Origin of the sequence: Leeuwenhoekiella blandensis MED217 (assembly GCF_000152985.1) — a bacterium.
Lineage (GTDB): Bacteria > Bacteroidota > Bacteroidia > Flavobacteriales > Flavobacteriaceae > Leeuwenhoekiella > Leeuwenhoekiella blandensis.
In genome coordinates this window covers 495,003-509,581 of record NZ_CH672395.1, presented here as the reverse complement: position 1 = coordinate 509,581, position 14,579 = coordinate 495,003, and the positions used below count along the sequence as shown (strand labels likewise).

Annotated in this window: 12 protein-coding genes; 2 read left to right on the top strand and 10 right to left on the bottom strand. The window is 41.9% G+C overall.

Annotation, left to right across the window (positions count from 1 at the left end):
* Window positions 1–73 precede the first annotated feature (73 nt).
* The 6 genes from MED217_RS02200 to MED217_RS02175 form a co-directional block, all read right to left on the bottom strand.
* Window positions 74–1,324: an NAD(P)/FAD-dependent oxidoreductase gene (locus tag MED217_RS02200; RefSeq protein WP_009778842.1), complete on the bottom strand. Its 1,251-nt coding sequence runs from the start codon at window positions 1,322–1,324 to the stop codon at window positions 74–76.
* A 2-nt stretch (window positions 1,325–1,326) separates the two neighbouring features.
* The gene (locus MED217_RS02195; protein WP_009778841.1) at window positions 1,327–3,603 is read right to left on the bottom strand and encodes a S9 family peptidase; all 2,277 of its coding nucleotides are present in this window, start codon (window positions 3,601–3,603) and stop codon (window positions 1,327–1,329) included.
* 103 nt (window positions 3,604–3,706) lie between these two features.
* Window positions 3,707–4,714: a 4-hydroxyproline epimerase gene (locus MED217_RS02190; RefSeq protein ID WP_009778840.1), complete on the bottom strand. Its 1,008-nt coding sequence runs from the start codon at window positions 4,712–4,714 to the stop codon at window positions 3,707–3,709.
* A 24-nt stretch (window positions 4,715–4,738) separates the two neighbouring features.
* Window positions 4,739–6,463: a DUF885 domain-containing protein gene (locus MED217_RS02185; RefSeq protein WP_009778839.1), complete on the bottom strand. Its 1,725-nt coding sequence runs from the start codon at window positions 6,461–6,463 to the stop codon at window positions 4,739–4,741.
* 83 nt (window positions 6,464–6,546) lie between these two features.
* Window positions 6,547–8,124: an aldehyde dehydrogenase (NADP(+)) gene (locus MED217_RS02180; protein WP_009778838.1), complete on the bottom strand. Its 1,578-nt coding sequence runs from the start codon at window positions 8,122–8,124 to the stop codon at window positions 6,547–6,549.
* A 279-nt stretch (window positions 8,125–8,403) separates the two neighbouring features.
* Window positions 8,404–9,339 carry a dihydrodipicolinate synthase family protein gene (locus tag MED217_RS02175; RefSeq protein ID WP_009778837.1) on the bottom strand — a complete coding sequence of 312 codons (936 nt, stop codon included), beginning with the start codon at window positions 9,337–9,339 and terminating at the stop codon, window positions 8,404–8,406.
* Window positions 9,340–9,472: 133 nt separating this feature from the next.
* On the opposite strand from MED217_RS02175, the gene MED217_RS02170 reads away from it, so the two are divergent.
* Both MED217_RS02170 and MED217_RS18980 read left to right on the top strand, forming a co-directional pair.
* Window positions 9,473–10,324 (top strand): helix-turn-helix transcriptional regulator, encoded by an 852-nt coding sequence (locus MED217_RS02170; RefSeq protein WP_009778836.1) that lies wholly within the window; start codon window positions 9,473–9,475, stop codon window positions 10,322–10,324.
* 51 nt (window positions 10,325–10,375) lie between these two features.
* The gene (locus MED217_RS18980; protein WP_009778835.1) at window positions 10,376–10,543 is read left to right on the top strand and encodes a hypothetical protein; all 168 of its coding nucleotides are present in this window, start codon (window positions 10,376–10,378) and stop codon (window positions 10,541–10,543) included.
* On the opposite strand, the gene MED217_RS02165 is transcribed toward MED217_RS18980, so the two are convergent.
* The 4 genes from MED217_RS02165 to MED217_RS02150 form a co-directional block, all read right to left on the bottom strand.
* Window positions 10,540–11,325, bottom strand: a complete 786-nt coding sequence (locus MED217_RS02165; RefSeq protein WP_009778834.1) for an SDR family oxidoreductase — start codon at window positions 11,323–11,325, stop codon at window positions 10,540–10,542. The genes MED217_RS18980 and MED217_RS02165 overlap by 4 nt on opposite strands.
* Window positions 11,326–11,403: 78 nt before the next feature.
* Complete coding sequence (locus MED217_RS02160) at window positions 11,404–11,721, bottom strand: cupin domain-containing protein (RefSeq protein WP_009778833.1); 318 nt, start codon at window positions 11,719–11,721, stop codon at window positions 11,404–11,406.
* A gap of 39 nt (window positions 11,722–11,760) precedes the next feature.
* Window positions 11,761–12,762: a metal-dependent hydrolase gene (locus MED217_RS02155; RefSeq protein WP_009778832.1), complete on the bottom strand. Its 1,002-nt coding sequence runs from the start codon at window positions 12,760–12,762 to the stop codon at window positions 11,761–11,763.
* Entirely contained in the window at window positions 12,763–14,538 is a 1,776-nt protein-coding gene (locus MED217_RS02150; protein ID WP_009778831.1) for a MutS-related protein, read from the bottom strand.
* Window positions 14,539–14,579 lie beyond the last annotated feature (41 nt).

Sequence of the window (14,579 nt, the reverse complement as noted above, 5' to 3'; positions counted from 1 at the left end):
TTCAGCATTTCAATAATTGTTGTCAGTTCGAGTATTTCTACAATGCCCTAGCATTGTGGAAATGTATCGAGAACTAGAATCTGCGATCAGGGTTATAAACGCCTAGATCTAAAGAAGGTTTTTTGCCATCAATGATTTCTGAAACCAAGAGTCCGGTTCCCGGCCCTAAACTCCATCCCATCATCGCATGACCTGCGGCAATGGTTAAGTTTTTCCATTTTGAAGGTCTACCTATGTACGGCAATCCATCTGGAGTTACCGGTCTCAAACCGCATTGAGCTTCATCCTTTTCCTGCTCAGAGATCACCACATTATTAAAATACCGCGGCACCGCCTCAGCGATCGCTTCAACACGGGCTTTATTAATATTGTGATTGATTCCGGCGATCTCCATGGTTCCTGCAAAACGCGTAAAACCATTCATAGGCGTTACCGCAACTTTTGCTTCGCACAAGATCGAAGGTAAAGTGATTCCGGTTTCGGTTTCAGAGTTTATGCGGTAGCCTTTACCCGCCTGCATTAAAATTTTCAATCCTAATTTTTTGTTCAACTCGCCGGCCCAAGCTCCGGTTGCCAAAATCACTTCATCAGCAACAAAAGTCTTTCCTGATGCGGTTTTTACATTAGAAAGCGTAACGCTTGACGTATCAAAATCGGTTACTTTTTCGTTCTTAACAAACTGAACTCCTTTAGCTTGCAAAAGTGTTTTCAGCTCTTCCATAAATTCGCCCGGAGTGGTATGATGATCGCATTCATAAAATGCCGCACCTTTGATATCCAAATCGGCTTTAGGCATTTTTTGCTGAACTTCTTCCGCAGAAAGCATACGCGCCGGCAAGCCTTCTTTATTGGCTAAAGCCAAAACATGTGCCTCTTCTTCGAGCATATGTTCGGTTTTACACATCATAAGCAAACCGTCTTTCTTAAGCTGAAAATTGAAATGTTCTTCGGCTCTAATATCTGAATACAAGTCACGCGACAACAAATTGATATCACGAATCGCCGGAATGGCTTTAGAGACATTTTTTTCTGAACACGAATTGTTAAACGCCATCGTCCACTTAAGAAAATCGGCGTTTAAGCGCGGTTTAATATACAACGGACTCTTACTACTGAACATCCATTTGATGCCTTGCTGCATCACACCGGGAGCCGCTAACGGAATAATATGACTTGGCGTGAGGTAACCTGCATTCACATAGGATGCACCAGAATCCATACTTCCTTGGTCGACCACTGTTACTTCGTGCCCCGCTTTTTGAAGATAATAAGCCGAAGATAAGCCTATAATTCCACCTCCAATAATCACACATTTTTTGCTCATAGTTAGTCCAGATTAAAGTCCCAAAGGGTTTGTTTGTCTAGTAAGTTCTCGATGAAATAATTCCATCTTTTTTTCTGAAAATAAGTATTGTATTTCCCGGTATAACCGTGTCGCTGACTCGGAATGATCAACATATCAAATTGCTTATCGGCTTTGATCAAGGCTTCAGCCAATTTAAATGTCGCCGAAGGATTTACGTTATCATCGATCCCGCCATGAACCAGCAATAACTTGCCTTTTAAATTAGGCGCCATCGTGATGTTTGACACTTCCTCGTAGCGCTCATCAACAGGATAGCCCATATACATTTCCGGCCACCAGGCTTTTTCCATTCTAAAATCGTGATCTCCGCTACTGGCTACTGCCACTTTATAAAAATCAGGAAAAGCCAACACTGCATGCGCTGCATCAAAACCACCTGCCGAATGCCCAAAAATACCCACACGCTCAGCGTCTACATAGGCATATTTTTCACCTAAATAGTTAATAGCGCTCACGTGATCGCGCAGGTTATCTCCCATATTCATATAAGAAACATCCCGAAAAGCTTTAGATCTCCCTGCTGTTCCCAAGCCATCAATAGCCACCACGATAAAGCCTAAATTAGCCATCGCCTGATTGCTCAACGCCTGACTGAAAGTCCGCGGAAAACGCTGCGTATGCGGGCCGGTATACGTCGCATCGATAACCGGATATTTTTTTGAACTGTCAAAGTTTACCGGCTTCCAAAAGGCGCCGTAAATTGGGGTTTTATCATCTTTACCGGTTAGTGTAAATACTTCAGGCATCTGCCAGCCTTCAGCTTCAATTTGTGCTGTATTGGCTGTGGTTAGAGTCGCTGTGATCTTTCCATTCTTCTTGCTGCGCAATACCGTTTTTGTAGGTTGATCTACTTTGGAGATCGCATCTACAAAATAATCAGCATCCTCAAAAAATGTGATCTCGTGATTGGCATTTTCCGGGGTTAGTTCGTTTATTTTTCCTTTTAAAGAAACCCGATACAATTTCTGATGGTACGGATTCATCGTTGCATCAACCCCCGAAGCGGTGTAATAGATCACTTTGTCTTTTTCATCGATGTGCACAATATCGTTCACTACAAATTCGCCATTCGTCAACGGGGTGATTTTACCGCTATTCTTATTGACTAAATACAACTGCTTCCATCCACTACGTTCTGAAAGAACCACCAGATCATCCCAGCCTTCGATCTCGCGATAGTTGAAATTATCAATACTGGTTTGGGTAGATTCCTCATAAAGCGGCTGCACAGTTTCTTCATCAAGATCAACCACTTTTAAAAACTGCTCTTTGTAACCGCGTGAACGATAAGAAGCGATCATTTTATGCGGCTCCTTATCTTGAAATTTCAACCAGATCCCATTGATGTGCACTTTTTTGGGAAGATCGATTGCCAGTTGTTTTTGGCTCTCTACATCAAAAAATACCGGTTTATACGTCACCATCGTCGTGTCTCCCGGAGAACCGCGGTAGTAACTTAATAATTTGGGTTTGTATAAACTGTCTATGCTGTAATCCAGCAGATACATTTTTTCTGCATTGCGCGTATCTACGACTTGCGTCACCAGATATTTAGAGTCGGGCGACCATTGCACACCAAAATGCTTGGGACGCTCGGTTCCTTCACCTTCTATGATATCAAACCAGCCGATGCTACTCGCATAATCATAACCTTTTTGACCATCGGTCGTTAACTGAATTTCCTCATCTGTTTCAGCATCACGAACAAATAAATTATGATCTCGGGTAAAAGCGATCCACTTTTTATCTGGTGAAGTCGACTCCATTTGATTGCGCCAATCACGAGAATTCCTTGTTGTTTTTTCTTTATTCTTCTCTAAAGATGTTCCATCCCAAGTGAAGCGTGTATTCTCAAATTCAAAGCTTAAGCCATCATTCGTTTTTTCAATTTTTGAGACCGAAAGCTGATCTGCAGCCTGATCCTCATTCAAGATTTCACTTAAAGCTTCTGCCAATTTTGACTGATCAAAAAGCGGTTTTACTTCTGAATCTTTAAAAGAAACCGTTTTATATTCCTTACCTGATTCGGTATAGTTCACAAACCAAATCCCTGAATGACCTTCAAACTCGTGTACCGCGGTTGATACATTAAAAACTTTTTTATTCCATAGATTACTATATGCATAATCTGCAGCCTGCTGATAATCGGCTAAGGTCATTTGCTCTTGTGCCAGAGCAAAAAAGCTGCTGAACAATAGTCCGGCAACAGGGAATAATCTTGACTTGAAAAACTTCATAAACTGAATATTTATTGGCGCCTCCAAAGGAAATACTATCCTTGAGACTTGATTAAAAACAGATTCGTAAAGCGTGCCCCGTGGGTTTACCTTAGACCTCGTTTTATAAAACCTGAAAACCGAATGCGTAAGGGTCTTCAGTATCAATAGTCATCGTATTGTGACCATACACTCTGGCCCAACCTTTTATACTCGGGATCACCGCTTCAAAATCCCCTACCCGGGTGACTTCTTCTACCCGACCTGTAAATTTTGAACCTATAAAACTCTCGTGAATAAAATCGGTATGCGGCTGAATGATCCCTTTAGCATGCAATTGTGCAATGCGCGCTGAAGTTCCCGTTCCGCAAGGAGAACGATCGATCGCTTTATCTCCATAAAAAACTGCATTACGCCCTGAAGAAGAAGGATCTAGCGGGTTGCCCGTCCACAACATATGGCTTACATCACGAATGGTTTCATTTTCAGGATGCACAAAATGATCTTTATATTTTGCATTGATCTTTTCTCGTAAAATCTTGCTCAGGCTGATGATCTTTGAAGCATTATAATCGTGCACACCACTAAAATTCTCCTGCGGATCAACGATCGCATAATAGTTTCCACCGTAAGAAACATCAAACTTCAAGGTGCCCAGCTCATCACAATCTATGGTCAAATCACGAGCAGCCAGATAGCTTCTCACATTGGTCAGTTTTACCCAATCTACCTTTTTACCGGTTTGTTGATATTCAATCTCTACCAATCCGGCGGGAGCTTCCATTCTGATTTTACCGGGAGTTTTAGGAGTCACCAAACCTTCTTCAATGGCGATAGTAATGGTTCCTATGGTTCCGTGCCCGCACATGGGGAGACAACCGCTGGTTTCAATAAACAGAATCGCAAAGTCATTTGCAGGGTCGTGCGGCGGAAACAAAATGCTGCCGCTCATCATATCGTGACCACGCGGCTCAAACATTAATCCGGTGCGAATCCAGTCATATTCTTTCAGAAAATGCTGGCGTTTCTCGCTCATGGTTTTGCCCTCTAACGCAGGACCACCCGTCTTTACCACACGCACAGGGTTACCACAAGTGTGCGCATCTATACATTCAAAAGTGTGTACAGCCATTCTTTAATTCACGTATTATATTTTCTATTTTGCTAATGCTTCTTTTGCTTTGCTTATGTACGCATTAACCTGTTCTTCTAAAATGGGTAAAGTCACCGTGCCTTCACCTAAAATCACTTCGTGAAAGGCACGTATATCAAAGTCTTCTCCCAATTCGTTTTTTGCTTTTTTGCGTAGCTCGCGTATTTTGAGTTCGCCTATTTTATAACTCAACGCCTGCCCCGGCCAACCGATATAACGATCGGTCTCCGTATTGATCTCGTGGATCGAAAGCGCAGTATTTTGTGACATATAATCTACCACCTCCTGGCGCGACCAACCCATGGCGTGAATGCCGGTGTCTACCACCAAGCGACAAGCCCGCCACATCTCATAGGTAAGCTGCCCAAATTTCTCGTAAGGCGTGCGATAAATTCCCATCTCATCAGCGAGGTATTCTGCATACAAGCCCCAACCTTCACCGTAAGCAGATAAGTATAAATTGCGTCTAAACTGCGGAATGCTATCACTCAACTCCTGGTTGAGCGCTCCTTGAATATGATGTCCCGGTGCTGCCTCGTGCGCCGTTAACGCCGGAAGCGTGTACAACGTACGACTGTCTAATTTGTAGGTATTTACCAAATAATGCCCCGCCTGTGTCCCGTTTATACTACTGCCAGAATATCTTCCGCCGGTGTATTTTGGGGCGATAGCGTCAGGAACTTTGATCACTCCGTAAGGTTGTCTGGGTAACTTGGAGAAAAATGCCGGTAACTCATTATCTACCCGCTTGGCAATATCTCTGGCGTGCATCAACAACGCATCTTCGGTAGTTACAAAAAACTGATCATCGGTGCGTAAAAACGCTAAAAAGTCTGCAAAGGAACCCTCAAAATCTACTTCTTTGATGATCTTTTCCATCTCAGCTTTGATACGCGCAACTTCTTTCAATCCCAGTTCGTGAATAGACCGTGCGGTGTAATCTTTTGAAGTTGTGTAAAAATCGATTCTATTCTGATAGAATTCCTTTCCGCCGGGACGTGAAGAAACACCAATTTCGTCTCGGGTTTGCGGTAAATATTCGGTTTCAAAAAAGGTCTTGATCTTTTTAAAACTCGGAATCACACTATCTGCGATCACTTGCTGCGCCGCGTTTAAAAGCGAATCTTTTCGCGCTGCGGAAATACTTTCCGGTAAGGCAAGAAACGGCGAGTAAAAATAGCTTTCGGTAGGATCTTCAACAATATGCGTATTGTAGGTAGACTCGTAGCCATTGAAAATAATTTTAGGCTGATTGACACCTTCTTTTAAGCCTTTTCGCATCAGCGCAAATTGACTTTCAGTAAAATAAGGAATGGCTTTTAACCGGTTTAAATAACCCACAGCCTGCTGATAGCTGTTGATAGGTCGCACCTGATAATTGAGATTCAAATGAAATCCCTGATCGGCCTGCAGAGGATTGAGATACATCTTGTACTTGTAGTGATCTACGCGATCCTGCAAGACAAAATTGAGCAGTTTATAGGAAATAAGCTCACTCTCATTCAAAGTAGAGGTCTCTACACCTTCCAGCTTTTTTAATAAATCTTGAGCAGCTTCTGCACGTGCCTTGGGCAGCTCTTCATCATAGCGTCCCAAAGGATAATCGCGCCAGTTATAATCGCGCTGATTTTGATATTCAGCAATGATGCTATCTAGGGAAACAGCATCCTGAGCTGAAACTGAAAGAGTTAAACTTGAAATAATAAAAAGAAGTAAATAGTGTTTCATACGTTTAATTATTTGATTTTAAAGTGCAGTATTAAGTGTCAAAATACTGCACCTATTTTTAACTCCTAACAGTCTAAAGTCATTTAGTCCTGTGTAAACTTCCCGTCTACTTTACGCAGAATTCCTAACGGATTCTCTTCTTTTAAAGCATCTGGAAGTAATTCTTGCGGCCAGTCCTGATAAGAAACCGGACGCACCCAACGGTAAATCGCGTCGTTACCTACCGAAGTAAATTTGGCATCAGACGATGATGGAAATGGCCCACCGTGGTGCATTGCAGGACAAACCTCAACACCGGTAGGAACACCATTAAATAAAATTCTACCCACACGCGAACGCAAAGCGTCAATCACATCTGTATAAGTAGCAACTTCTGAAGTTTCTGCGATAAGCGAACCGGTAAGTTGGCCTTCTAATGCATTTAAAACCTCAAGCAGTTGTGCCTTTGAAGTACAGCTTACCAACATTGAAAACGGTCCAAAAACTTCTGCGTGCAGTTTGGTATTCGCAAGAAAATTATCTCCTGTAACTTTTACCAATGCCGGTTTACCATCATTTGCTCCTTCTGCTTCTAAGGTGACTGCAAGCACTTCGGTTCCTGCCGCATCGAGCATTGTTTGTTTTCCGCTTTCGTAAGCCGACTGAATATTAGGATGCAACATGCAATGCGCAGGTTGCTCGCCTAAATGCGTAGCCAGATTCTTACCAAAAGTTTCTAATTCTTCTCCTTCAATTCCTAAGATCAACCCGGGATTGGTACAAAATTGTCCCGCGCCAAGATTGATACTTCCCGCATATTTTTGCGCCCAGCTTTCACCATTGACTTTTAAGGCCTCCGGAAGGATCACAACAGGGTTTATACTTCCCATTTCGGCATAAACCGGGATGGGTTCTTCTCTGTTGGCTCCTAGAGCGACTAAGGCTTTCCCCGCTTTTATGCTTCCGGTAAAACCAACACCTTTGATCGCAGGATGCTTAACCAACTGCTCTCCTACTGCAATTCCTTTACTGTTCAAGTTAGAAAAAACGCCGTCAGGCATTCCTGTTTTCTGCGCCGCTTTGATGATTGCTGAAGAAACCAATTCGCCAGTCGCTGCGTGCATTGGGTGACTTTTTACAACAACCGGACAACCGGCTGCAAGTGCACTAGCGGTATCTCCTCCGGCGGTTGAGAACGCAAACGGAAAGTTACTAGCTCCAAAAACAGCAACAGGTCCGGTCGCGATTTGCATTTTACGCAAATCTGGTTTTGGTGCAGGAGTACGCTCGGGATTACCGTGATCTATGGTAGCTTGCACCCAATCTCCTTGCTCTAACAGGGAAGCAAACGCATTGAGTTGACCAATTGTTCTGCCGCGCTCTCCCATTGCACGACCTTCAGGAAGGCCAGATTCGGTGGTGTAGGTATCGATCAATTGCTGACCTAAAGCTTCGATCTCTTCTCCAATTGCTCTTAAAAATGCTGCGCGTTCTTTATCTGATTTGTGTTTGTACACTTCAAAAGCTTCCGCAGCTAATTGTGCAGCAGCATCTACTTCGCTCTCGGTAGCTTCAGTAAATTGCCACTCATTCTCAATATTGAGCTTTGGGTTGATCGTTGTGTATGTTGTTTTTCCTTCTGCAGAAATTTTACTTCCTATATAATTCTTTCCTGTAATCATTTGTATCAATTTCTTTTTTAATCACTTAAGCCACTTGAGGCAGTAGCTAAGCTTGTTTACGCCAAAAGCACCACAGTTGCGGTGCTTTTAATTAAACTTGTTTTCTTTGGTATTCAGACTTCTTTTGAAGTCTAAAAAAATGAGCCGTCAGCATTTTTGTTAAGCCTTGAAAATTGCCAAACCGTAAACAGCTAAACTTTAAATCTAATATTAAACGAACTCCGCCTCCGACTCATTTCATCCACCAATTATGCTTTGAACTTACTACGAAAGACAGGCTTAAGCCAATTCCTTCTGCGTATTCAATCCTTTATATTCAGGTAAAGTAGGTCTGCTTGCCAAACCTTCTTCAATAATTTTTATTACTTCTTCGCGACGCGCTCCTGCCAATGGTAAGCGTGGTGCTCTCACGTGTTCTGAACCAATTTTGGTATACACTTCTGCAAGCTTGATATTTTGTACAAGTTGTGCGTCGATATCTAATTCTAAAAGGGGTAAGAACCAGCGATAGATCGCTAAGGCCTCATCAATGCGACCCGCTTTTTGTAGTTCGTAGATCGCAACAGTTTCAGCAGGGAATGCACAAACCAAACCTGCTACCCAACCGTCTGCACCCATCAATAAGCTTTCTAAGGCTAAAGTATCTACACCGGTCATAATTTTTAAACGATCACCAAAACGGTTTTTAATACGGGTTACATTAGAAATGTCTCGTGTAGACTCTTTTACCGCTTGGATATTAGGCTCTTCAAGTAACTCTTCAAACATGTCAAGGGTTACTTCAATTTTATAATCAACCGGGTTGTTATAAACCATAATAGGTAGTGAAGTGCTTTGTGCAACCGCCTTGAAATAAGCTACAACCTCACGATCACTCGCTTTGTATCGCATAGGAGGTAACATCATCAATCCCGCGGCTCCATCTTCTTCTGCTTGCTTTGCTGCTGCAATTGCACCTTTTGTAGTTTGCTCTGCAATGTTCATCATTACCGGTACTGAACCCGCAACAATTTCTACAGTTTTACGAGTCAAAGTACTTTTCTCTTCATCGGTTAAAGTACTCGCCTCTCCCAAAGTTCCACCTAAGACGATCCCGTGAACTCCGGCATCAAGCTGAGCTTTGATATTTACCTCAAATAAATCAAGGTCCAGTTTATCTTCTGCGGTAAACTTTGTGGTTACTGCGGGCATAACGCCTTCCCAATTGATCTGCATAATTTTATGTTTAGTATTGAGATACAAATGTAGTAGGCTCAAAACCACGGCGTTTTGTAGTATTTAACCAAAACTTTGCATATTTTAGCACAATCCAATATTTTTATTGAAAAACCACGTCAAATTCTAACCATTGAAGGTACTTCCATTTAAAATACCAAAGTCTAGTAATCATGCCTTGATTTTTCAAGAAGACCTAGAACCTATATTTTATGATAAGTTACATCAGCATGCAGAAATACAAATGAGCTATATTCTGTCGGGTTCTGGTACTTTACTCGTGGGTGATACTGTAAGCCGATTTAAACCCGGAGATGTTTTGGTCTTTGGAGAAAATCTTCCGCACGTTTTTAGGAGTGATGCTAATCATCAAGGTTTGTGTCACATGCTTACCCTATTTTTTAACCGGGAAGGTTTTGGCCATGACTTTTTTGAAACCGAAGAATTAAAAGAATTGGACCTCTTTTTTAAACAAGCATCATCCGGATTTAGGATTGCAGATGTTGATGCGCGCTTTAAGCGTGAATTCATTCGCTTACGCAGTTTGGCCAATCTGGAGCGTTTTATGAGTTTTATCAAACTACTCTACGAAATTCATAATACGAGTAAAGAGTTGCTTTCTAATTTTACAAACAAAACCAATTACACCGATACCGAAGGTCAACGCATGAGTAATGTATTTGACTATTGCCTGAGTCACTTTAAAGAGCGCATCACGCTCGATGAGATCGCCGAGATCGCTGTGATGAGTCCTACGGCATTTTGCCGTTTCTTTAAAGAACGTACTAACAAAACGTTTAATCAGTTTTTATTAGAACTGCGCATTGAGCACGCTTGCCAGTTGTTGCGCACTCCAGACAACCAAGAAGCCATCTCGAGTATTGCATATACCTGCGGTTTTAACTCGGTTTCTAATTTTAATAGATATTTCAAAAAGCAAAAAGGGGTAAGTCCGCGAACTTACAAAACCACAGAAACGCAATAAGTTTGTAACACATCTGCGGGAGCTGCTACTTATTAAAAAATCTAGAGTTATATGAACAAAGGTGTTATCGCGTTAATTACAGGTTGTATGCTACTCGCAAGTAATCAGATCGTAAATCATTTTTATCCTATACCCGATTTTCTATACGGACTATTAATAGGCTTAAGCATTGGTCTTATTTTATTTGGAATCACGCGATTTACAAAGAAGGCCAATTAAAGACTGCTCAAACTACCACCATCAATTGGTATTTGTGTGCCGGTAATATAGGCCGCATGGTCTGAAGCTAAAAAGGCAACCAAATAGCCATATTCGGCAGGATCACCTATACGTTTTACAGGAACCGAAGCTTCCATTTGTTTTAAAATTTCTTCTTCAGAAACACCTTGCTCTTTTGCTTTTTTAGCATTTAGTGAAGTGATACGTTCGGTATTGAAGTAGCCGGTTAAAATACTATTTACAGTAATGCCGAAAGCACCAGCCTCTGTAGCCAGACTTTTTGCCCAAGTCACGACTGCTGCCCGTATGGAATTTGATAGCACCAAATAAGAAAGCGGCTCTTTCACCGATACTGAAGCTACGTTGATCACGCGACCCCATTCCTTTTCTTTCATTGCAGCCAAAGCCAATTCTGTTGTAAGCACTACCGTTTTAAACAACAGGTCAAAAGCCTGCTGATAGTCTTCAACCTCCTTTTGAAGCGCTGTACCCGGTGGCGGGCCTTGCGTGTTATTCACAAGAATATCTACTGAATTCTTTTCAAAATAGCTTGTAATGATCGATTTGAACGCAGCATAATCTGTAAAATCTACCTGAAGCAGTTGATGTTGCTGACTGTTTTCAGTCGAAAGGCTTTGCTTAACGCTTTCTAATTTTTCTAACGAGCGCGACATCAACGTAACCGTCGCACCACTCGCCGCCAACTGCTTAGCGATCGCTTTACCTATCCCTGAAGTGCTCGCACCAACAAGTGCTTTTTTTCCGCTTAAATCAATATTCATAGTATTACAATTAGTTGTGTTACTTTACAGCTGTCGATATAACTGGTCTCGACTGTGCTCGACCTGACAGGTCAAATTCTACTTATACTCTTCTCGCGTCGGACTAAACACATCAAGTAATTTACAAGGCGTCAAGGCTTTTCCGCTATGCGAAAGATGCGGAGCGATCACCACAATATCTCCAGGATGATACACTTTGGTAGTTCCGTCAAGGGTAAACTCGAATTCTCCCTCAATCACGTGCATGATTTGTTCGTTCATATGGCTATGCTCAGGTACTTGAGCGCCCTCTTCAACTTCCCAAAACGCGAGTGATGTATTTTGAGTATGCACCAGTTTGCCGTAATATCCCGGCATAATTTCTTTAGGTTCTATTTCTGAAAGTTTATACTGCATAATATGTTGGTGTTATATTTCTCTCTATTAAAAGTCCAATTAATTTCCCCAAATCCTGTCCCACAAGCTCTTTAAAACCTGCTTCATCGCTTCGGGATCTCTTTTAGCTTCTTCTATTTCTAAAGTTTCACCATCAGGAATCAATTGATAACTGAAAACAAAGCGTAAATCTTTTGCATCCAAATCGTAAACTCCAAACCGAAGATCATTGTAATACAAATCGCTATCGCGCTTTTCAACCGCATACCATCCGTTTGAAATTTTATTGAGTCGCTTTATCGTTTCAGAATCTCGATAATCGCCCAGCAGTTGACGATCCTTCGGTACATATTTGAAACGAATAGGCTTACTATCAAAAAACGAATAATCCCCTAGCAAATACGCGTCGCCTACATCAATATTAGCGTACCACAAAATCGTATTAAATGCTGCCGGCCGCGTATCGATTTGTGTATATTCAATCTTTTCGTTTGCTAAGGCTTCGGTGAATTTCTGATAACTGATTCCTTTTAAAACTAAAGTCAGTACCATATACGCTGAACTTACTATAAGTCCGAGATTATTCCACTTTCGGCGTTTTTTGGAAGCTTTTGGTAAACGCATCGCTAGGATCAAAAAGACTAAAAACGGCAAGGTATAAAGCGGATCGATGACAAAAATATTTTGGTACGCCAACCTGAGATCTAATGGCCAGAACAGCTGCGTTCCCCATGTCGTGTGCGCGTCCAAAAGCGGATGCGTCACCAAACCCCAGAAAAAGAGCCAAGACCAATCCTTCCAACTGGCTTGTGCCTTTTTATGAAGTTGCGCCACGAGCCAACCCAAAATGGGCGCCATCACAATACTAAAAACGATAGAATGACTTATTCCTCTGTGAATTTCGATAGCGGTAAGTGGATCAAGAAATTTACCTACAATGGTATCTAGATCAGGAATTGTACCGGCGATTGCACCGTACAACATCGCTTTGTTGCCCACTTTTTTCCCTAAAACGGCTTCTCCCACCGCAGCGCCCAGAACGATTTGCGTTAACGAATCCATCTAGGCATCTATAATTTGCATCTTTCTGAGTAAGAAAGAGGCGTTCATATTCTGGCAAATCCCTTTTTTAAAGGTGTAGTCAAAAAACAACTCGTCGTTGATGATCTGCGCATCAAAATAATAGTTCTTGACCTCTTCAAGTTCGTCTGCCGCTTCACACAAACTCAAGTCGTGCGTAGCGATGATTCCAGTGGAATTTGAAGCCACCAATTTCTCGATGAATTTTCGGGAGCCAATGGCCTTGTCGGTACTGTTGGTTCCTTTTAAAATCTCGTCTAGAATGATAAAATAAGTATCCGTTTTTATGGCGTTTACGATAAACTGCAAGCGTTTCAATTCTGAAAAGAAATACGATTCATCATCGGTAAGCGAGTCGCTGGTGCGCATACTGGTGATCAATTTTATAGGATCATAAACCGCTTCTTTGGCACAAATAGGAAGCCCTGCATTGCTCATCACAATACTCAAAGACACCGTGCGTAAAAAGGTACTCTTACCCGCCATGTTGGCGCCGGTGATGATAAAAAACTGTTCGCTATCAATATCAAAATCATTAGCAACCGCCTTCTTAGGATCGAGTAACGGATGCGCCAAGGCTTTTGCAGTAAGCGTATGCTTTCCTTTTTTGATTTCCGCGAAAGCGTAATCGGGATGATTAAAACTGAAATTGGCCAGGCTGTTTTGCGCATCAAAAAAAGCGATCACTTCAAACCAGTTGGCAACCTCATCTGCATTCAATGCAATCCAGCGTTCTATGCGATACGATTGCCTTAAATCTGAAAGAAAAAAGGAATTGATAAATACGCCTACTAACATATTAGAGCGCTGATCGAGAATGCCCAGCATTTTTGAAAATTGCTCAATTACCGCCGAAGCTTTAGCCTTTTGAGACTTGATCTTATCCTGTTCCTTTTTTAGATAAACTGACGTAAACTCTTGCTCTTCTAACAAGAGCATCAATTTGAAATACTGCTCAAAAGTGGTTTGCGTTTTACCGGCTTTGTCCCAAAGGTCATTTACTTTTTTTACGAAAAATCCGTTGAGGATAAGTCCGGCAAAAAACCAATACAGTACCACACTCCCGGGAACGAGATCAAGATACGCCAGCACAAAAAGAACCAGTGAAATACCGGTAAAAACATTGGGTAGCCATTGCATGATTTTGGGCACAAAATTGGTATAGCCTTTAAGCCAATTTAAAATATGCCGCGTGTCATAATTCGCTTTTACCAAGCGCGCCGTGGCTCTAAACTCCTGCCGCCAGTCTGATTGTGCTGCGAGTTCTTGTACCGCTTCCTGTTTCTGCGGAATATCTTCAATACTATTGGCAGTAAGTAAATCTGCCAATTTTTGCGCTCCACTGGCTAAACCGGTTCTGTTTAAATATTGAAAGAAAGATCCTCGCCCAAAAAGATCAATATCCTGACTGAACTCATGCACCGGATTTTTAAACGTGTCACCATCTGGCAAATCATAATAATCACGATCGAGTACTTGGAGTTCGGTTTTATTGATAGCGATCATTTCCTGTAGAAAATCTCGTTTGTATTTAAGCCGGGAATGCCTTGAGACCAAAAACAGAAACAAAGCGATCTCAGCTACTACTATTGCAAGGATGACACGCGTGTTTCCCCATAAGAAATAAATAGCTGCCACACCTATTAAAAATACCACAAGCCGTATCATACTGCTCGAAAGCAGTAGGGCTTGCATCTTTTTTAACTGCTCTTGATAGGTGGTGATTTTTGAGGTATAGTGGGCTCTGGGATCCTGCATGCGTTTGATTGAAAAATAATTTTTGTAAAGCTATATATTCA

Coding starts and splice junctions, on each gene's coding strand:
- MED217_RS02175 (WP_009778837.1), bottom strand. CDS start 9,339: ATGCAGATCAATTGGGAAGGCGTTATGCCCGCAGTAACCACAAAGTTT.
- MED217_RS02190 (WP_009778840.1), bottom strand. CDS start 4,714: ATGGCTGTACACACTTTTGAATGTATAGATGCGCACACTTGTGGTAAC.
- MED217_RS02195 (WP_009778841.1), bottom strand. CDS start 3,603: ATGAAGTTTTTCAAGTCAAGATTATTCCCTGTTGCCGGACTATTGTTC.
- MED217_RS02160 (WP_009778833.1), bottom strand. CDS start 11,721: ATGCAGTATAAACTTTCAGAAATAGAACCTAAAGAAATTATGCCGGGA.
- MED217_RS02180 (WP_009778838.1), bottom strand. CDS start 8,124: ATGATTACAGGAAAGAATTATATAGGAAGTAAAATTTCTGCAGAAGGA.
- MED217_RS02165 (WP_009778834.1), bottom strand. CDS start 11,325: ATGAATATTGATTTAAGCGGAAAAAAAGCACTTGTTGGTGCGAGCACT.
- MED217_RS02200 (WP_009778842.1), bottom strand. CDS start 1,324: ATGAGCAAAAAATGTGTGATTATTGGAGGTGGAATTATAGGCTTATCT.
- MED217_RS18980 (WP_009778835.1), top strand. CDS start 10,376: ATGAACAAAGGTGTTATCGCGTTAATTACAGGTTGTATGCTACTCGCA.
- MED217_RS02185 (WP_009778839.1), bottom strand. CDS start 6,463: ATGAAACACTATTTACTTCTTTTTATTATTTCAAGTTTAACTCTTTCA.
- MED217_RS02155 (WP_009778832.1), bottom strand. CDS start 12,762: ATGGATTCGTTAACGCAAATCGTTCTGGGCGCTGCGGTGGGAGAAGCC.
- MED217_RS02150 (WP_009778831.1), bottom strand. CDS start 14,538: ATGCAGGATCCCAGAGCCCACTATACCTCAAAAATCACCACCTATCAA.